Origin of the sequence: Altererythrobacter litoralis, from assembly GCF_036324225.1 — a bacterium.
GTDB classification, from domain to species: Bacteria; Pseudomonadota; Alphaproteobacteria; order Sphingomonadales; family Sphingomonadaceae; genus Erythrobacter; species Erythrobacter litoralis_A.
Window position 1 is genome coordinate 1 of the sequence record NZ_JAZDQV010000008.1, and the last position, 19292, is coordinate 19292.

The 19292-nt window shown below is 58.2% G+C and carries 15 protein-coding genes and 1 tRNA gene; 7 read left to right on the top strand and 9 right to left on the bottom strand.

Translation table 11 applies throughout. The features are described from left to right. Positions 1-125: integrase catalytic subunit (locus VRS74_RS09010; RefSeq protein ID WP_354145048.1), on the top strand; the 125-nt coding region annotated here is incomplete at its 5' end. Between the two features lie 580 nt (positions 126-705). Continuing rightward, positions 706-1290 (top strand): flavin-binding protein, encoded by a 585-nt coding sequence (locus VRS74_RS09015; protein ID WP_354144928.1) that lies wholly within the window; start codon positions 706-708, stop codon positions 1288-1290. Positions 1291-1432: 142 nt separating this feature from the next. Here VRS74_RS09015 and VRS74_RS09020 read toward each other — a convergent pair whose 3' ends face one another. Then, complete coding sequence (locus VRS74_RS09020; RefSeq protein WP_354144929.1) at positions 1433-1600, bottom strand: hypothetical protein; 168 nt, start codon at positions 1598-1600, stop codon at positions 1433-1435. Positions 1601-1670: 70 nt separating this feature from the next. Beyond that, positions 1671-2165, bottom strand: coding sequence for an HIRAN domain-containing protein (locus tag VRS74_RS09025; protein WP_354144930.1), 495 nt, complete (start codon positions 2163-2165; stop codon positions 1671-1673). A 414-nt stretch (positions 2166-2579) separates the two neighbouring features. On the opposite strand from VRS74_RS09025, the gene VRS74_RS09030 reads away from it, so the two are divergent. Beyond that, on the top strand, positions 2580-4652 hold the full coding sequence (locus VRS74_RS09030; RefSeq protein WP_354144931.1) for a GAF domain-containing hybrid sensor histidine kinase/response regulator: 2073 nt from the start codon (positions 2580-2582) through the stop codon (positions 4650-4652). 502 nt (positions 4653-5154) lie between these two features. On the opposite strand, the gene VRS74_RS09035 is transcribed toward VRS74_RS09030, so the two are convergent. Together VRS74_RS09035 and VRS74_RS09040 are read right to left on the bottom strand one after the other, a co-directional pair. After that, positions 5155-5229: transfer RNA gene (locus tag VRS74_RS09035), tRNA-Asn, on the bottom strand. A 60-nt stretch (positions 5230-5289) separates the two neighbouring features. Continuing rightward, entirely contained in the window at positions 5290-6078 is a 789-nt protein-coding gene (locus VRS74_RS09040) for an NAD kinase (RefSeq protein WP_354144932.1), read from the bottom strand. A gap of 114 nt (positions 6079-6192) precedes the next feature. Here VRS74_RS09040 and VRS74_RS09045 point away from each other — a divergent pair, with 114 nt between their 5' ends. Then, positions 6193-6996, top strand: a complete 804-nt coding sequence (locus VRS74_RS09045) for an EAL domain-containing protein (RefSeq protein ID WP_354144933.1) — start codon at positions 6193-6195, stop codon at positions 6994-6996. Here VRS74_RS09045 and mfd read toward each other — a convergent pair. The 3 genes from mfd to VRS74_RS09060 all read right to left on the bottom strand — a co-directional run bounded on the left by mfd (position 6993) and on the right by VRS74_RS09060 (position 11315). Further along, a complete protein-coding gene (gene mfd / locus VRS74_RS09050) occupies positions 6993-10478 on the bottom strand; it encodes a transcription-repair coupling factor (RefSeq protein WP_354144934.1) in 3486 nt (1161 codons plus the stop codon). The genes VRS74_RS09045 and mfd overlap by 4 nt on opposite strands. Before the next feature lie 55 nt (positions 10479-10533). Further along, a complete protein-coding gene (locus tag VRS74_RS09055) occupies positions 10534-10812 on the bottom strand; it encodes an FAD assembly factor SdhE (protein WP_354144935.1) in 279 nt (92 codons plus the stop codon). A gap of 77 nt (positions 10813-10889) precedes the next feature. Then, the gene (locus VRS74_RS09060) at positions 10890-11315 is read right to left on the bottom strand and encodes a hypothetical protein (RefSeq protein ID WP_354144936.1); all 426 of its coding nucleotides are present in this window, start codon (positions 11313-11315) and stop codon (positions 10890-10892) included. A 180-nt stretch (positions 11316-11495) separates the two neighbouring features. On the opposite strand from VRS74_RS09060, the gene recG reads away from it, so the two are divergent. Next, positions 11496-13556, top strand: a complete 2061-nt coding sequence (recG, locus tag VRS74_RS09065) for an ATP-dependent DNA helicase RecG (RefSeq protein ID WP_354144937.1) — start codon at positions 11496-11498, stop codon at positions 13554-13556. A 31-nt stretch (positions 13557-13587) separates the two neighbouring features. Here recG and VRS74_RS09070 read toward each other — a convergent pair whose 3' ends face one another. Then, positions 13588-14346, bottom strand: a complete 759-nt coding sequence (locus tag VRS74_RS09070) for an SDR family NAD(P)-dependent oxidoreductase (RefSeq protein WP_354144938.1) — start codon at positions 14344-14346, stop codon at positions 13588-13590. Between the two features lie 991 nt (positions 14347-15337). On the opposite strand from VRS74_RS09070, the gene VRS74_RS09075 reads away from it, so the two are divergent. Both VRS74_RS09075 and VRS74_RS09085 read left to right on the top strand, forming a co-directional pair. Beyond that, positions 15338-15949, top strand: coding sequence for a hypothetical protein (locus VRS74_RS09075; RefSeq protein WP_354144939.1), 612 nt, complete (start codon positions 15338-15340; stop codon positions 15947-15949). Between the two features lie 538 nt (positions 15950-16487). Next, positions 16488-17132 (top strand): hypothetical protein, encoded by a 645-nt coding sequence (locus VRS74_RS09085; RefSeq protein ID WP_354145053.1) that lies wholly within the window; start codon positions 16488-16490, stop codon positions 17130-17132. A gap of 697 nt (positions 17133-17829) precedes the next feature. On the opposite strand, the gene VRS74_RS09090 is transcribed toward VRS74_RS09085, so the two are convergent. Continuing rightward, positions 17830-19122 carry an FG-GAP-like repeat-containing protein gene (locus VRS74_RS09090; protein WP_354144940.1) on the bottom strand — a complete coding sequence of 431 codons (1293 nt, stop codon included), beginning with the start codon at positions 19120-19122 and terminating at the stop codon, positions 17830-17832. Between the last annotated feature and the right edge of the window lie 170 nt (positions 19123-19292).

The window sequence follows — 19292 nt, forward strand, 5'->3', positions numbered from 1 at the left end:
GGCCGCACAGCTCGCTCGGTTATCGGCCACCGGCCCCAGAAACATCGCCATCGCCATGGCTGCCCTCCGGTTCCGCTTCGCTCCACCTACGGCCACCCATGGCGCAGGAGGCAATTATGCACTAACAAACAACACGGACCACTCGGTGGGGGCCGGTCAGTGAGGTCGGCAGGGCTGGCTATTCTTCCAATCGGGAAGAATTGATTTCTGCGCCTGATCTCGGCCTTACTTACAAAGACATCCACGAGGCGTCGCCTTGCTGACGAATATGATGCGGCACAGGAGCGGAATGAGGTTCGCGGACATGGTGGAAGTGGAGTTTTGATTCGTAAAACTCCAGGTTTTCGTAACGTTGGCCTATCGGTGAACGACATCCACGAAGCACGGGCGATCAGAGGCGCCGAAGAGGAGCGGGGGTGGGGTTCAGTCACGCGGCGATGGGCTGAAACGAAACGGCCCTGACCGCAATGCCCCCCAGCACGGTCAGGGCCTTCGTAAGTTGCGACCCTTACCGGAGCAAGGGTATCTCAAACCGATCTATGCGCGAGTGCCAAAAAGAATTAAGATTATTATGAGTCTGGGTAATGTCATAATCCTTAAGGCAGCACTTCTGCAAGTTACGACCGCAAGCAGCAACTGACAGCACCTTCGCGGCGGTGGTCGGCAGATTGACTCACGCGCGTCGGTCGGGTGATGGCTCGCGCCATGTTCGACAATTTCGATGACATCCGGGGCGATATCGTCGCGCGGCTGACGCGGGCAGTGACAGACCGTAATTCGCCGCTACACACCCCGGTGGTGACTACCGCCGATGCCAATGCCCGTGTGATGGTGCTGCGCGCCTTCAGTGCCGAGGATTGGACGCTGCGATTCCACACCGATATCCGCTCGCCAAAATGCGCCATGATTGGCGCCGGTGCTCCAGTGGGCGTGCTGGGCTATGATCGCGCGGCAAAGCTGCAGCTGCGGTTGCGCGGGCGAGGACGGATCGAGACGGACACAGCGCTGGTTCAGCAAGCCTGGGCGGAAAGCACCAATTATGCGCGGCGCTGCTATCTGGGTGACGGGCCCGGCGCGCTTTCTGATGCGCCGACCTCCGGGCTCCCCGACTGGGCCGAAGGAATCCAACCGACCGATGAGCAGGTGATGCCTGCGCGCGAGAATTTCGCGGTGCTGCTGGTTGAACTTGCAAGCTTGGACTGGTTCATTCTCATGCATGACGGTCATGTCAGAGCGCAGTTTACGCGGCGCGAGGGGGGCGACTGGCAAGGTCGGTGGGTCGTCCCGTAGGTGCAGCGCGGAAGCGGAACTTAATCAGCGCAGAAACAACCCCGAGCGGGTATTGGTTGGGGCAGTCCGCTCGGGGCTTTAGTCGAGGAACTGGCTAGGCCATTTCCCTCGGGTCGCAGGAACTGATTAAACCATGCCTGGGCTAGAGTCTATGATATAGGTCAAGCGCCAGCACGATTTCCGGCGCCGTCTGGCCGACGAATATGATGCGGCGCAGGAACGGGGTGAGGTTGCGCGCCAAGGTGGCGGCAAAAGTAACCTTGGAAAGCCCAAGGTTAAAGAAATTGGGTTGTCCTGCGATCAATTGCACGAAGCGCGGCAGATCAGGGACGCCCGCGCCCGAAGGCTAAAGGGCTGGGTGGCTGAATTGGTGGTGAAGGCTAGGCGAAGAATTGAAAGCCAACAGTGCCGACAATCACGAGTCCCACAAGAACGCCGAAACAGCCGCCGCCTACATCGTCACCTGTGCGCTTCAGCGCCTTCAATTTGCGCTCTCGGTACTCCTCCTGCTCGCCATTCAACTCCTGCCACATCGGCAGGCTCTTGCCGTCCCATGCAATGGAAATGCGAACACCATAACTGGGGTAATAAGGCATCCCGCCCTTTATCTCGTGAACTTGGGCTACGTGTTCTCGACCCGCATCTAATGCCGATGCGAGCGTGCTGGCATCTTCTCGCGGCAAATAGCCAATGTCGTATCCCTTCCACACGACTGCCACCGCATTCGGGTCGCGCGGATTATCCGGCTCTCTTTCCAGCGTAACCCTGTCGCCGGGGTCGACTCTGGCCAGCACGTTCTGGCGGGGCGTTCCGTCCTTCGTGTCATAGGACTCACCCACAATGTCGAATAGCTTCCTGCGTGTCGGTGCTGGCATGGTGTCAGACTAGCGCGAAGCCAGATCAGGGCAAGGCCCACATGTCAGCGCCAGCCGTCACAGTGGGTCCTAGCCAGACGCTTTGCGTCTCGGGTAATTGGCACCCCGACCAAAAAGAAGATTAAGTAATTTTGCGAACTATTTGCAAGAATGACCGCGCCCGTCGGGATCTTCGCAAACTGTCGGTTCACTGGAGATCTCTGGGCCGTTCCGCGACTTTGCCTAAAGGGCAACTGGGGGTTGGTTGGGCTCAGAGATGGAAGCCCATATCGGCGCTTGCAACGCCGCAAGCTCGCCGCTTAACATCACCCCGCAAACGAGGCCTGCGCTCCGCTAGGTTTCTCCGCGATCTGAGCCTAATGTTCTGACGACAGACAATATATATTATTATGACAGGAAATAGGCAGATTTATTATGATTAGATTTCCTATCCCGCAAGATGAACCGGAAAGACTTGCTCTTATAGAGCGTTATCGGCTCTCAGATGAGAGTAAAGATCCTGAATTTGAGCACCTGGCCCGGCTTGCCTCTCAGGTTTTCAACACGCCAATTGCACTAATTTCGATCGTGAGAGACGTTGATCAGATTTTTAAGGGTTCGTGTGGCTTGGATGCTCAGGGAACGCCTCGCGATCAAGCTTTTTGCAACTTCGCGCTGCAACACAAGGCCCCATTAATCGTTGAAGATGCCCGGCTTGATAAGCGGTTTCGAGACAACCCCCTTGTTAAAGGCGAGCCTAAAATTCGTTTCTACGCGGGCTTTCCCCTACATTTGTCTGAGGGGTCTGCGGTAGGGACGCTATGCATAATAGATCATAAGCCTCGCATTCTTTGCGAATCTGATATTCTTTTGTTAGAACAATTTGCAATAATTGCAGTTGATTTAATCAAAAATCGTCTTGGAAATCTGAAATATGAGGAAAATGCCAAAAGCCTTCAGAGATCAAATCTCAGGCTAGAAGCAATAATCGAATCTTCAATGGATGCCGTGATATTAGTTGATTTTGCTGGTAATATTTGCAAATATAACAAAGTAGCATATAAGTATTTTGGCTCATGTATATCCGATAATAAAATGAATATTAATAAAATAATAAAAATAAATAACAAAAATTCAATTTTAGACGAAATAAATAAAGAGAAAATCCAAAAATCTTGGCAAGAATGCGATGTTTTCGGCTTGAGGGCGGATGGTAGCGTTTTCGACGCAGATATTTCTGTAGGAATATGCGATCTCGAAGGTGATTTGTATTTTGTTATTGTCATTCGAGACATCGGCTATCGCAAGCGTGCCGAGCGTGCGCGCGGCCAGTTCATTGCAAATGTCAGCCACGACCTTCGCACGCCGCTCAACGCGGTGCTGGGTTATGCCCGCATGCTGGAGAAGGCTCCGCTCGAAGGTGAGCATAGGGAGCAACTGCAGCGTCTCAAACAGGCCAGCAACATGTTGTTCGGCCTGGTCAACGACGTGCTCGACTGGTCGAAGATCGAGGCAGGCGAGATCGACCTCGAAAACGAACCCGTCCATCTGGCCAGCGCATGCGCGACCATGGAGTCGGTCATGGGAGGGCAGGCGCGCGACAAGGGCCTCGCGTTTAGCTTGAACCATTCACCTGACCTGCCGCAATATGTGACCGGGGATGCCACGCGCTTCCAGCGGATCATGTACAACCTCATCGGCAATGCCATCAAGTTCACCGAGCATGGCGAGGTGCATGTCGAGGCCAGCCTCTTGCCTTGCCCAGACCCGGACAAGGTGCGCCTGAGGTTCGAGGTCAGCGACACCGGCGTGGGCATCTCGAAGCAGGACCAGCAATATCTGTTCGAGCGCTTCCGGCAGGTTGACCAGAGTGCGACCCGTCGCTTCCAGGGCACAGGCCTTGGCCTGGCCATTGTCAAGGAACTGGCCGAACTGATGGGCGGCTGCGCCAATGTCGAGAGCGAGCCAGGCGTTGGCAGTACCTTTACAGTCGAACTGGAGTTCGGTCGCTGCGATGACCTGCCTGTAGCGCTGGAAGGTCAGCAACAGGGCGCAACCGGGCACTCCGAAGAGCCTCTGGCCGGCAAGCACATCCTGCTGGTCGATGACAGCGACCTGATCGTCGAGTTGACCGAACTGCTGCTCGAGACTGCCGGGGCGCAGGTCAGTTCCTGCAGCAACGGTCAGGAAGCGCTCGACTGGCTGGCCAACAACCCAGGCAAGGTCGATATCGTCCTGATGGACGTGCACATGCCTGTCATGGATGGCAACACGGCCGTCGCCATGATGCGCCGTGATTCGGAGCTCCAACACCTGCCCGTCATCGCCATGACCGCAGGGGCAACACGAACCGCCATCGACGAAGCCCTTGCAGCCGGCATGACAGACTGCATCACAAAACCATTCACCGAAGAGCAGCTCATCACAACCTTGCTCAAGCAGGGCGGCACCAAAGGCAAAGAGCCCGCTAGGCGCAGAAGGGGTCAAAGCTTCGATCCGCAGATTTAGGAAACACGCAGCGGTCGGGGGCAGTTGCCTCGCTAGCGGCAGCGTGCATCACAGCGCGTGAGAGAAGGCCAACGTATCGCGCGACGCAGCTGGCCGACATTGCTGTCCGCCATCCTGCAGCGTTCACCAAGGTGACGCTGACTGCATAACGATACCGAAGGCCGGATTGATGCCCGGTTGTTAGGTGGGTTCGAGGCCCCCGGCATCGGAAACGGTGTCGGGGGTCTTTTGTCGGTGAAGGTGTGGGGCGGCGAAGGGTCTAGGGACGCCGCCCCTGACCGTCGTGAGCAGTAGCGCGCTCATGAGGCCATTGGCGGCACACTGGATTATCGGGCCGAGTCGGGCAAGCTATTTGGGGCGCGCAAGGTGGTTCAACAGGGAAGGGGCTGGCTCTCGGGCTGGCCCCTTTTTGCTCTGGCGCTCGTTACCCCAGACGCTACCCCAAACGAATTTCAGGCCCACAAAGTGAACCTGAATATGAGCCTAAGCTATTGAAAAATAGTGGCTCCCCGAGTTGGATTCGAACCAACGACCAAGTGATTAACAGTCACCTACTCTACCGCTGAGCTATCGGGGAGCAGCCTCTTCGCGGGCAGGAGTGCGCCTATATGGGCGACGGAATCGTTTGGCAAGAGGGCTAAACGACGAATTGTTCGGCAACGATGCGCTCGTCCAGCGCATGGCCCGGATCGAACAGCAGGCTGAGTTCGCATTCGCGCGCGATTGCGAGCGAAACTTCGGCGATGTCGCGCACTTCCTTCTGGTCGGCCACTACGGAAACGGGGCGCTTGTGCGGTTCGCGCACCGTCAGCTTGATGGTACTGCGATCGGGCAGGATCGCACCGCGCCAGCGCCGCGGGCGGAAGGCGCTGATGGGAGTAAGCGCCAGCAGTTGCGAATCGAGCGGCAGGATCGGGCCATTGGCCGAAAGGTTGTAGGCGGTCGAGCCTGCCGGGGTCGACACGAGCACACCGTCGCACACCAGCTCCGCAATCCGTACCTTTTCATCCACGGTGACTTCGATCTTGGCCGTCTGGCGCGTTTCACGCAGCAGCGACACCTCGTTGATCGCGTAAAAGCGATGGTGCTGCTTGTCCTGTGTCAGTGCGTCCATGCATAAGGGCGCGATCGCGATCTCGCGAGCGCGTGAAAGCCGCTTCGCAATATCGCTGCCAGCACGATAGCGGTTCATCAGGAAGCCGACCGTGCCGAGGTTCAGGCCGTAGGCCGGGATCACCCGGCCCGAATCGAGCATGGCATGCAGCGTCTGGAGCATGAAACCGTCGCCGCCCAAAACGACCACTGCATCGGCTTCGGCCAGCGGTGCCCAATCGTGCGCGCTTTGCATATCGGCATAGGCCGCCTGCGCGCGCTCCGTATCGGATGCGATCAGGGCAACGCGCTGGAAATCATGCGATTTGGCCAATTTTTGCCCTTTCCGCCGGTTCGCTGGCACTTCTCCCTATGGCGGGTTGTGCCATTTTTCAACGCACGCAATTTTGGGCAGGCACTCCTGCCCTGTGAAGTGTAGGCAAATCGCATGACGATTCTCCAGCGTCCCGGAGCAGGCGAGCGGCAATCGGCGCTATTCGAGCGCGATTCGATCGAACTGGCGGACGAGCTCGAACTGGCGCTCAGGCTCGGGCAGGTTGAGATTCGCTTCCAGCCGCAATTCGCGGGCGATGGCGGCCGCATGGTTGGCGCAGAGGCGCTCGCGCGCTGGATCCACCCGAGCTGTGGCGAGATCGGTGCACGCGAGCTGTTCGACCTCGCTGCCAAGGCAGGTTTGGCCGAGGACATGCCGCGGCACATGCTCACACTGGCCGTCGCCGAGGCGAAGAATTGGCCCGATACCCTCCGGCTGTCGCTCAATGTGACGCCCAAGCAATTGCTTGCGGAAGGCTTCGTTGCGCGATTCTCCAGCGAACTTGCTGCGAGCATGCTCGATCCGAAGCAGGTAACGCTCGAGATCACCGAGGAACTGCTGCTCGGCGATCTCGACCTGGCTGCGCGCCGGCTCAAGCAATTGCGAGATCTCGGCATTCGCATTGCGCTCGACGATTTCGGCGCGGGCTTCTGCAATTTCGACTATCTCAAGCGCTTGCCGCTCGACGCGCTGAAGCTCGACCGCTCGATGGTGCAGGGCATTGCCGAAAACGAACGCGACCTGGCGGTGCTTCGCGCCATCGTCTCGCTGGCGCGCGTACTCGACCTTGATGTCGTGGCCGAGGGAATTGAGACAGAGGAGCAGCGGCTTGCCGTTGTCGCAGAAGGTTGCTTCAGCTGGCAGGGTTTCCTCGGCTCGGAACCACTCGTGCGCGAGGAACTGATGCAGCTCGCCTAGGCGGCGGCGCCCTTTTTCGCTTTCCTGACGATTGTAGAGAGCCCCTTGGTAAGCTGGAACAGCCCGTTGAGCCTGCTTTGCGGGTCGCCCCATGCACGCTCGATCACCAGTTTCATGTCAGGCCGAAGCCGCGCTGTGCCCTTCAACCGGTCGACATAGGCGAGCAAGCCTGCCGGGTCGGGGAAATCGTCCTTGTGGAAGCTCACCAGAGTTCCGCGCGCGCCCACATCGATCTTGGCGATATTGGCGATGATGGCTTGGTGCTTGATTTCGATCAGCTTGACGAGATTGGCGGTGGCATCGGGAAGCGCGCCGAAACGATCGATCATCTCGGCCGCGATCGCTTCGATCTCGGCCTTGTCCTTGGCGTCGTTCAAGCGGCGGTAAAGCGCCATTCGCACCGCCAGGTCGGGCACGTAATCCTCGGGGATCATGATCGGTGCATCGACCGTGATCTGCGGCGAAAGCGTATCGCGTTCAGCGGACAGGCCGACTTCGCCCGCCTTTGCCGCCAGGATCGCGTCTTCCAGCATCGACTGGTAAAGTTCGAAGCCCACCTCGCGGATGTGGCCCGATTGCTCGTCGCCCAGCAAATTGCCCGCACCGCGAATGTCGAGGTCATGGCTGGCGAGCTGGAAACCCGCGCCAAGCGAGTCGAGGTCGCCCAGCACCTTGAGCCGCTTTTCCGCGACTTCGGAAAGCTGCACGTCCTTCTCATAGGTGAGATAGGCATAAGCGCGCAGCTTCGAACGGCCCACGCGACCGCGGAGCTGGTACAACTGGGCGAGGCCGAAGCGGTCCGCGCGGTGAATGATGATCGTGTTGGCGCTGGGGATGTCGAGCCCGCTTTCGACGATCGTGGTTGAAAGCAGCACGTCGTATTTGCGGTCGTAGAAGGCGCTTATTCGCTCTTCCACCTCGCCTGCACCCATCTGGCCATGGGCCGATATGGCCTTTACTTCGGGCACGTGTTCGCGAAGCCATTCCTCGACTTCGCCCATGTCTGAGATGCGCGGCACCACGATGAAGCTCTGCCCGCCGCGGTGATGTTCGCGCAGCAAGGCCTCGCGCATCACCATGTCATCCCACTCCATGACATAGGTGCGCACCGCCAGGCGATCGACCGGCGGGGTCTGGATTGTGGAGAGTTCGCGCAACCCGCTCATCGCCATCTGCAGCGTGCGCGGAATCGGCGTCGCGGTGAGGGTCAGCACATGCACGTCGGCGCGCAATTGCTTGAGGCGTTCCTTGTGATTGACCCCGAAGCGCTGCTCCTCATCGACAATTACCAACCCGAGATTGCGAAATTTCGTGCTCTTCGAAAGGATGGCGTGGGTGCCGATCACGATATCGACATCGCCTTTTTCCAGCCCTTCGCGAGTTTCGGCCATTTCCTTGGAGGGAACCAGGCGGGAAAGCCGCCCGACTTTGAGCGGAAAACCGGAAAATCGCTCGGCGAAATTGCTGTAATGCTGGCGAGCCAGAAGGGTGGTGGGAGCCACCACTGCCACCTGCTGGCCGCTCATTGCCGCGACGAACGCCGCACGCAGCGCCACCTCGGTCTTGCCGAAGCCGACATCGCCGCACACCAGCCGGTCCATCGGCCTGCCGCTTTCCAGATCGTGTAGCACGTCGCCGATGGCGGCATCCTGGTCGTCGGTTTCTTCCCACGGAAAACGCTCGACGAACTGGTTGTAGACCGAAGGCTCGGCTTCGAGCACCGGCGCTTTCCTGAGCGCGCGCAGGGCCGCAACCTGCATCAGTTCATTGGCAATCTCGCGGATACGCTCTCTCAAGCGAGCGCGGCGCTTCTGCCAGCCTTCGCCGCCGAGCCGGTCGAGCATGACGGCGTCTTCGGAGGAGCCGTAGCGACTTAGCACGTCGATGTTTTCGACCGGGATGTAGAGTTTGTCGCCGCCCTTGTACTCGAGCATCACGCAATCATGCTCGCTCTTGCCAACCGTAATCGGCTCAAGACCGAGATACTTGCCGATCCCATGCTCGACATGGACCACCAGATCGCCGCGAGCCAATGCCTGCAGTTCGGCGAGGAAGGCATCCGAATCCTTGCGCCGCTTGCGCCGTCGGACCAGCCGGTCGCCAAGCAGGTCCTGCTCGGTGAGCAGTTCGAGCTCGGCATTGGCGAAGCCGGTTTCGAGCGGCAGCACCATGGCAACCGGCTGCCCCTTGGCAGAAAGGCCGAGGGCTTCCTGCCAGCTGTCAGCCAGCTTTAAGGGAGTGCTCGCTTCGCCGAGGATCGACGCGATACGCGCGCGGCTGCCGGTGGAATAGGCGGCTAGGAGCGGGCGCTTTCCAGCCTTGCCAAGCGCCGTAAGATGCTGCGCGGCAAGTTGGTAGACATTGTCGCCGCGCGCACGTTCAGGCGCGAAGTCGCGGCCCGATGCGAAGCCGAAATCGATTACATTGTCGCTTGCGGGCTCGGCAAAGATCACGCTGCGATGCACCGTGTGTTCGGCCAGCAATGCCGAGAATTCGCCTTGTTCCAGATAGAGCGCGCCTTCGCCGAGCGGGCGATAGCTGCCCGCGGCCTGTCCGGCGGTTTTCCGGCGCGCCTGGTGGTAATCGGCAACGTCCTTGAAGCGCTCGTCCGCAGCCCCAAGAGCGCCGCTATCAATCACCACCACATCGTCAGTGCTAAGGTAGTCGAATATCGTCGCCAGACGATCCTCGAACAGCGGAAGCCAATGCTCCATGCCGGCAAGTCGCCTGCCATCGCTCACAGCTTCATAGAGCGGGTCCTGCGTGGCGGTGGCGCCGAACAACTCTCGATAGCGGCTGCGGAAGCGCTTGATGCTATCTTCGTCGAGCAGGGCTTCGCTCGCCGGTAGCAGCAGGTGCCGGTCGAGCGTGCCGACCGTCATCTGAGTGTTGGGATCGAACAGCCTCAAGCTCTCTAGCTCGTCGCCGAAGAAGTCGAGCCGAAGCCCCTGTTCAAGGCTTGAAGGGAAGATGTCGACGATCGAACCTCGCAGCGCATATTCGCCGTGATCGACCACCGTATCGGTGCGCGAATAGCCCTGTCGCTGCAACAACGCAGAGAGGCTCGCGTGGCCGATGACGGTTCCTGGCTTGAATTCGCGTACACTTTCGCGGATGCGGAAAGGCGTCAGCACGCGCTGGAGCACTGCGTTCACCGTCGTCACGAGCAGCTGCGTCCCGGCTTTGCCGGTTTGCAACCGGTGCAATGCTGCTAGCCGCCGTGCGCTGACCGAAAGTGCGGGGCTCGCGCGGTCGTATGGAAGGCAATCCCATGCAGGAAACTCGATCACTTCGAGTTCGGGCGCGAAGAATTTGGCGGCTTCCGCGACCGAACGCATCGCGGCGTCATCGGGAGCGATAAACACGGCGCGGCCATTGGTCGCGCGCGCGAGGTCGCTCATGACCAGCGGTTGCGCTCCGCGCGCAACCGACGCCAGCGTCAGCGGCTTCTTGGCCGAAAGGATGCGATTGAAGTCGGGCATGGTCAGGTCAGGCTTGCGATGCAGGCGGGACTCCTGCGCTCACACGGGGCAGCGCCTAGCGCGGGATGTCGACATAGTCGAGCCGCTGCATCAGCTCGATCTGGTCTCCCTGGAAATGTGGCGGAACCGGCTGGGTCTGAAGCGCCCAGGCCATCACGTCGACATCGTCTTCGTCGAGCAACGCTTCGAACCAGCGCAACTCGGCTTCGCGCCACTGGCTGTGATAGCGGTCGAAGAAGCCGCCGATCATGTAATCTGCTTCGCGGGTGCCGCGGTGCCAGGCGCGAAACTTGGCGCGGGCCAGGCGGGCATCGAATGTAAGGGCTTCGGGCATGGAAGGGGGCGCCAATCGGTTTGGGAATGGCGCCCCCTCTGTCTGATCATGCCCTTGCGATCAAGGGGGCGTTATCGTCACGGATGGGTGTGACTGAAGAAACGCATTGAGGCATCGATAAGCTGGCCCTGTTCCTCACGCATCTTCTTGGCTGCTTCTTCACCGCCAACGAGTTTGAGAAACTCGACCTGCCAGGCCGCCCGCTCGGGCGAGGCGTGCGTGTCGAATGCAGCGAGACCGCGCGGAATCTCTCGCACCACCATCAGGTCCCATTCGCCATCCATCAGCCAGTGTACCTGTGCAGGCTTGAGCCCGGCATTCTTTGCTGCGGGCGCCCAATATTTATCGTTCATCTCGGTCCATGTGTCGGCCTTATCGGGGGCGAAACGCAGGAATTCGATACTGTAGGTGGTGCGTGGCTGTTCATTGTCCTGCGAAATTGCCGGAGCTGCCGTGAACGCGAATGATGCCGCCGCAAGGGCGATAGTCAGTTTACGGATCATATTGAGTCCCCTCTCTTGGTACTACGCTGCGACCCGTAAGGCTGTGCCGGATTAGTGCAGAGAGGATGCGACCTTTCCCCCCAAAGCGTCGCCTATGCAGGCGTTAGACCGCAAAAAGGGGTGGGTGGCAAGCTTTCCGGCGGCTTCGCATGCGCGGACAAAGCGGTTAGGGAGGACAGGATGCGCCCCGAAGCCCTCAATCCCCTGTTCGTTGAAACAGACGCGCTGGAAGGCGTCGGGCCGAAATTGCGCAAGCCGCTCGAAAAGCTTGGGCTGACCCGTGTTCGTGACCTGATCTATCATTTGCCCGAACGCTTCGTGTCGCGCCGGGCAGTGGAAACGCTCGACGACGCAGCAGAAGGCGAGCAGATCGTGATTGCGCTGACGCCGGTAGAACATCGCGCGCCACGCTTGGGGCGCGGGCCCTATCGTGTGCTGGCGCAGGACAGCGCAGGCAATATTTGCGCCCTGACATATTTCGGGCGCGCATCATTTTCTGCGCGCAAACAGCTGCCGGTCGGTGAGAAGCGCTGGGTGGCAGGCAAGCTCGACCGCTTTGGCGACATGCTGCAAATCGTTCATCCGGATCATGTCGAGAGCGAGAGCGGAGCCACGCTGGGGCGACTCAACGAACCGGTTTATGGCCTTTCGGAAGGGTTGACCCAGCCGCGCATTGCAGGGCTCGCGCAGCAGGCATTGGCACGGGTTCCTGATTTGCCGGAGTGGATCGAACCGGCGCATTTCGATCGCGCTGGATGGCCGGCATGGCGCGATGCGCTGCAATTGGCGCACAAGGGAGAGAACCCTACGGCGCGTGACCGCCTCGCCTATGATGAGCTGCTAGCGAACTCGCTCGCGCTGATGCTTGTGCGAGCAGACAATCGACGCCGCAAGGGGCAGCCGCTCAAGGGTGACGGGCGCCTGCGCGGCAAGTTGCAATTGCCATTCCCGCTGACGGGCGCGCAGAAGCGGTCGATCGCGGAGATTGAGGGCGATCTGGTGCAAGACGCGCCTATGCTGCGACTGCTCCAGGGCGACGTTGGCGCGGGCAAGACGGTTGTAGCACTCTATTCGATGTTGATCGCAAACGAGGCGGGCAAGCAGGCCGCGTTGCTCGCCCCGACCGAGATACTTGCGCGCCAGCACTATGAAACGATCCGCAGCATGGCTGCCCCCACGGGGGTCGAGGTTGCGCTATTGACCGGGCGCGACAAGGGCAAGGCACGCGAGAGTATCCTCATGGGATTGCTCGATGGCAGCATCGACATCGTCGTTGGCACACATGCGATCTTCCAGGACACGGTGAACTACAAGGATCTGGGGCTGGTCGTGATTGACGAGCAGCACCGCTTTGGCGTGGCGCAGCGGCTGCAGCTCGCGAACAAGGGCAAGCAAACGCCGCATACGCTGGCGATGACCGCCACTCCGATCCCGCGCACGCTCACGCTTGCGCAATATGGCGAAATGGATGTCAGCCGCCTCGACGAGATGCCGCCCGGGCGAAAGCCGATCATCACGCGCGTGACGTCAATGGACCGCATGGACGAAATCGTAGACGGGATCGCGCGCCATCTGGAAACAGGCCAGCAGGCCTTCTGGGTCTGCCCGATGGTGCACGAAAGCGAGGTCGCAGATCTGGCGGCGGCAGAAGCTCGCTATGCAGCACTCAAGGAGCGGTTCGGGGATGCTGTCGTGCTGGTGCATGGGCAACTGAGGCCCGAGGAGAAAGACGCCGCGATGGAGCGGTTCGTCGCGGGCGATGCGAAGCTGATGGTTGCGACTACGGTGATTGAAGTGGGTGTGGACGTGCCCAACGCGACTTTGGTGGTGGTGGAACAGGCCGAGCAATTCGGCCTTGCGCAATTGCACCAACTGCGCGGGCGCGTTGGCCGGGGCAGCGAACAGGCGGTGTGCCTGCTGTTGCGCGGGAGCACCCTTTCGGAAACCGCGAAGCGCCGCCTGGCACTGATGCGTGAAACGCAGGACGGTTTTCGTATTGCCGAGGAGGACCTTGAACTACGCGGCGGCGGCGAATTGCTCGGGACGCGGCAATCGGGCGACACACCCTTCCGTGTCGCCGATCTCGAACAGATCACACGGCTGTTGCCAGCCGCCCATGCGGATGCGCGGCTCCTTATCGAACGCGATGGGGGGCTAGCTAGCAAGCGCGGGCAGGCGGCCCGGTTATTACTCTATTTGTTCGAGCGCGACTGGGGTGTGCAACTGCTGAGAGGCGGCTAGGGGTAGATATTCGCGAGACAAACTCACCCAATCAACTGATGCAGAGTCCTCCATCGACCGGCAGGCATTGCCCGGTGATGTAGTCGCTGTGCGGCGAGGCGAAGAATACGGCGAGCCCCTCTAGCCCCTCGTGATCACCAAAGCGCCGCAGCGGGATTCGCTTGGTCATCCATTCGGCGAAGCGCGGGTCAGCCTGTGCCGTCAGGTCGGTCTCGTAGAAACCGAACAGCAGTGCATTTGCGGTGATCCTGTAGCGAGCCAGCTCGTATGCCGCAGCGCGGGTCAGGCCATTTACGGCAGCCTTCGACGCCGCATAATTCGAGCTCCGGTTGACCCCCATGATCGATTGGCCGGAGCTTGTCGCGATGAGCTTTCCGCCGACGCCGCGCTCAACCATATGCTCGGTAACATAGCGATAGGTTAGCGCGGGCCCGCGCGCATTGACAGCCATCACGCGGTCCCATGCTTCGGCGGTCATTTCGGGCAACGCCATCCCCTGGCCGATCCCGGCATTGGCAAAACAGATGTCGACCTTGCCCATGCGATCGAGCGTCGATGCCATGGCAGAGGCGATCGTTTCCTCTTCCGCGACATCGCAAGGAAAAGCCACGGCCTGCCCGCCACCCAGCGCGTTGAGTTCCTCGACCGCCGCTGCGTTCTTGTCCTCGTTCCGCGCCCAGATTGCGACATCCGCGCCCGCTTTGACCAGCCCGCGCGCCATGGAAAGGCCGATGCCGCTGTTGCCGCCGGTAATGACTGCGGTCTGCCCGCTGAGATCGAATAGGTTCATGCCCCGCAGCGTGCCCCATGCGAAAAGCGCGGGCAACTATCACGAATGCTGGAATGTAGCTGCTTGTGCAGCGAAATTGGTCGGGGAGAGAGGATTCGAACCTCCGGCCCCTGCCTCCCGAATTCACGCTCCACCGCGTTCCCCTGAACGAAAAAGTGATGCGATCGATCAAGTCCGCATGAAGGGTTTGCATTAAATCAATGCTATAACCTGAATTACCCGCTCAAGCTTCTAGTTCGCCAACGGAAACTTTTCAAGCCGAGATTGGCCGGATTTTGTCAGCTATTGCATCAAAACTGCATCAGGCTTGAAGTGTTTTTGTCGGCCCCAAAATTGAGCTGAGGGGACATTTGGGTGCAGTAGCGCGCATCGCCTCAATCGTGTGCATTGCCGTTTGCCGATGGGTGATCTCAAGCTGCTGGATGTCAGTCTTGTGTTAGCGATGGTGGCTCCACCTTAGGCTGCCCGCAAGACCCCTATGTTACTGTGTAACATGCACAAACCCTCGCCCCGCATAAGAATGCAGAGCGGCAAGGCTAGGGCTTTCTTACCCTACACTATCGCGAGCCTCTCCTGCTTTCTCTCGCCGCCACATCCCTGCATCGGGCTTTGTCTCGCCATTAGATCTGATGCATTGTGCATCAGATCGGGGTGTGCGCTCGCTTTGGAGCGGGTGCCGCCGACAAATTCTCAGCTCCAAGATCAATGCGCAACGCACTGTGATCGGTATGCCCTCTGAGAGGGTCGAGACCTTTGTGTGCCTCTTAATGCTTGCGGTCATTTTTGATACGAGAAGCATCTGAATAGTTTGTGTGCCTGCCACCCTGCTTTTTTGGTTGTCCAAAAGAGAGGTTTGTCTTCATGTGGCGGGCCATCGACGGGCTGGGGTGATCGCGCTCGATGTCCTCCTCCCGATAACGTGACCGACCCCTCTTGCCAAAAATGTTGCGGCCTTTAATTTCGACTTAAATTCAAAAAGGGGGAGAAGGCCATGAGGCGTTTGATATTCGCGGCTGCGCTAGCGATGTCGTTGCAGGGTTGCTCGACTACCCAAAAAACTAGCGGCGAGGGCTTGCTTTCTGTTGTCTCTCAGAATGTTCTGCGCATCGCCGGAAGCCGCGTCATGGAGGATGTAGACTTTGCCGGTGTGAAAGGCAGGCGGGTTGCGGTGGAGTTGACTGGCTTTGTCGAGGATCGAAACAGGGGGTTCTTGACCAATCTAGTTGAAGTCGAGGCGGAAAGCGCTGGGGCCTTCTTGGTCCGCAGTGGTGATCCGGAGATTTCTATCGAAGTGGCCGTGAACCGAGCTGGTAATGATGCGGGTAAATCCAGTGTTCCAATCCTCAAGGCATCTAGAAGGACAGAGGCTACTGTCGACCTCACCTTCACGATCAGAGATGCGGTAAGCGGGGAGAGGCTTTCGGTTCAACGCTATATGGCTGAAAGCAAATATGAGCAATCCAAATGGGTTGGAATTATCGACGGTAAAGGGAAGTACTTCGTTCGCAATTTACATGCTGGAGCTAACACCGGTGGTGGTATTTTCTCAGCGGCTAGGAACGAGATGGAAAACAGCGGGTGGCAGGAAGTGACGCCGCAGTAGTCTCTAGTTCGGTTCTGATCCTCGCTTCCATACCGCAAGGTGGCTCGAAGGTGATCGCAGTTGGCAGTTGTCGGTAACGGAGCACGGTCGTAGTCTGTGAGTTAATGGCTATGCGCAGGGGGGCAAAGTGAACGAAAACGAGAAGTCTTGTCCGGATTGTGCGGAGACCATCAAGAGGGCTGCGCGGGTTTGCAAGCATTGTGGATATCGTTTTTCAGTCCCAGCGGCTGAGGATGCGGTTCCGGTTCAAGAGGGTCCGTCGAGACCGGCGGGGGCAAATGCAGGGCGAGGCCCGATCACAGTTCATTTTATCAGACAACACATGTGGGTCAGATTTGGCGAGAAGCTTACGCTATACGCTGACGACATAGAAATTGGAGATGTTCGGGCGGGTGAGGAAGTGGAGATAGTTCTTCCCGCAGACTCACAGTTTATTGACATCAAAATTCGGCATGTGCTGACGTCGTTAACGAGGCAGGTGCTCCCCGTAGATCAGGTCAAAGATGGAGATACCATCTTGATAAAATCTGTGGGGACCATGCGCGATTATTTCACTCATGAGCTACTAGAATTTGAGATTGTGCAACCGGACACAGTCGTCGAAGTTGGCACCAGCAAATGGCCTGCGTTTTTGGCAGTCGTAGCAGCGGAATTTTTCTTAATTTTTGCGGCCATCGCTTTGGTCGAAGAAGGTCCTCGCCTCATCAAGGGCTACGACAGCAATAAGCAAATGGAGGCTGCAGAGGCTGGAGGATTTTCCGACAAAGAAACGTTCCTAGCCGCTCAGGCTGCAGGGATTAGTACGGCCGGTGATTGGGGAAAATTCTTAAGCGATATGTCGAAGGCGGGCTTCGATAATCCGTCAGAGTTCATCGCCTTCCGTGAGCAGGAAAAGGCTAAAAAGGAAAAAAGGCATCGTGACGCCGAAGAACAAGAAAGACGAGAAAGGGCCAATAAAGAGAAGGCTGCGGCAGATAGTTATAGCCCGTCATTTGGACTTGGCCCCGTCGCAGGAGAAGTTGCACATGCATTTTATTATTGTGTAAGAACAGGACCTTCGAAATTGCAACGCCAGTTTTATTTTTTCCGCCCTTCAAGAGAAGAGGCCCAAAGAGGCCTAGATAGCAGTTGCAATCTTATACATGGAGGAGGGGGAGCGATAATTACCGAATTTCAGAATTGAAAATTCCTTTGGTTCAATGGTTCGATCAGAAGCCCACTGCATATACGATTTGAATAGGGAAGAAATAATCAATGTATATGTGGATTAAGGCAGCACCATTGATCTAGAATTTATAATACCCAAACCGTTACACAAAGAGGATGGTACCTGCAAATCGACGCCGGTGCCTCCACACCACGCACCCCCCTAGTCGCAGCGGTGATCTTTCCAGAACCGCTCCCAACGCAACGCCCATCCGCCTGCAACCATGGAGCAGGAGAGGTCTCCGCCCCTCGGAGAAATGCACCATGCCGCCGTGCGACTTCCAACGCCATCACCATCTGATCTGCAGCGCATGGCGGGACCTTTCACGAGAACGTGACCCTCAGGGCTGCGACCGATAGATTGGCCGATGAGGGCCACAAGTGCGTCACGGGCTTCTATTGCGCCGACATCAGGGCAAGGTTGGTTCGTGCGGCATGTGCCATCCATCTCGCGCGCTGCAATGCCGGCAAGCCGTATACGAGGGCCTTCCTCGCACCATATCGGGCCGTCACCATCCCAAACCCGTATGGGCGTGCAAATGAACTCCTCGCCTGCCGGCGCGATTGCCACCTGCGCTGCGAGAATAAAAGGAAGGATCAAAGGTCAATCTGCCCGACTGCTGGTTTCTTTGATTGGCAATCATGAAAGCCACATCGCAGCATTCTAAGCGACGTCATGGCTTTGAAAAGGCAACATTATAGACATTGACGAAATATGCCTTCTCCGATGCCGAACCCCCGTATTGATAATAAGCGAGTTCGTAATCGCCGTCCTTATCAAAATCATCCACCGCAAGGAGGCGACCGTTCTCATTGTTGGGCAGAGACGCTGTAAGCCTGCTAAACCTCATAGCACCTTGGTTGAAGAACACAGAAAGTCGGCCGTCATACAGGCCATGGATGATATCGACCTTGCCGTCTCGATCGATATCGCGAAGGAAGAGGTCAGATGTCCATTCGAGACGGTTGGCGCGGACATATCTATCTTCTTGGACCATAGCGCTAGGCGTCACATCGGCGAATTGCCCCCCATCATTCCTTAAGACCTGCAGATAGGTCCCCGCGTAGTAGGGCGAGATCCTTGAGTGGAGGAGCACCAAGTCAAGGTCGTCATCGTTGTCCAGATCAACGCTTCTCGTTTCCAAATGCATGTTTGCATCCACCCCGTAGACTGTTGGCGGCAAGCGCACTTGCTGGTCAAAATCAAAAGAGCCATTGTTGTTTATAAACAGCAGGCTGTAGGCCGACCCATGCCCAAAACCAGCGATAAGGTCAGCAAAGCCGTCTGCGTTAACGTCCGCCAAGTGGAGATCGAGCAGGAGGTTAAATCCCTCATTGCCGGTCGACCCAGAATTCACCATCGGAAGTTGAAGTAGGCGTTCCAGAAATGTGTCGCTCGAGACCCTGAAATTCCCACCCTCCTGCTGGATAAGGAACACCGGAGCAAAACCACCAAAAGGGTTCCAGTTTCCGATCGCGATATCGTCTAGGCCATCCCCATTGATGTCTCCTGTTGCCATTGAGTGGGCATCTGTGGCGTCATCAGGGCGGTCTGGATTAGTCGTGATACGCGGGATGGCAGTTGAGATACGGCCTATCACGTTATCTCTCTGCCCCAACAGCACGGCTGTTCCGTGAGCTTCCGGCTCGTTGTAAACGCCTGAAACATTGTGGGCGACGAAGAAAGCTGAAGGTTGTCCGGCGACCGATAGGATTGCCGATCTGCGTGCTCCGAAAACAGAAGGCAATTGAGCGTTGAGCGGCGCGCTATAGCTTAGGCGTCCGTTGGAGTTTGACAGGAGAACATAAGGCAGCGCTGCGTAAGCCGGAGTTCCATATGCTTTGTTGAGGGGAATGACTAACTCTGGGTAGCCATCCTTTTGAAAGTCGGCTGACAGACTTCCTTGCGGGAAGATGTCTGCGACAGCTGCGGGGTAGGTGACGCCTGCATAGGTATATTCTGGCACCCTATCGCTTGTGGCAAAGCGGTGGGCCTCATAATCGAACCTTAGTTCAACGAAAGGCGAAGGAGTGGGCGAGGGGGTTGGTGATGACGTTGGGTTGCCAGAATTGCTCGACGTCCAAGAGCCTCCGCCGCAACCGGTGAGGATGGCGGACATTAGTAGGATCGCTGGAT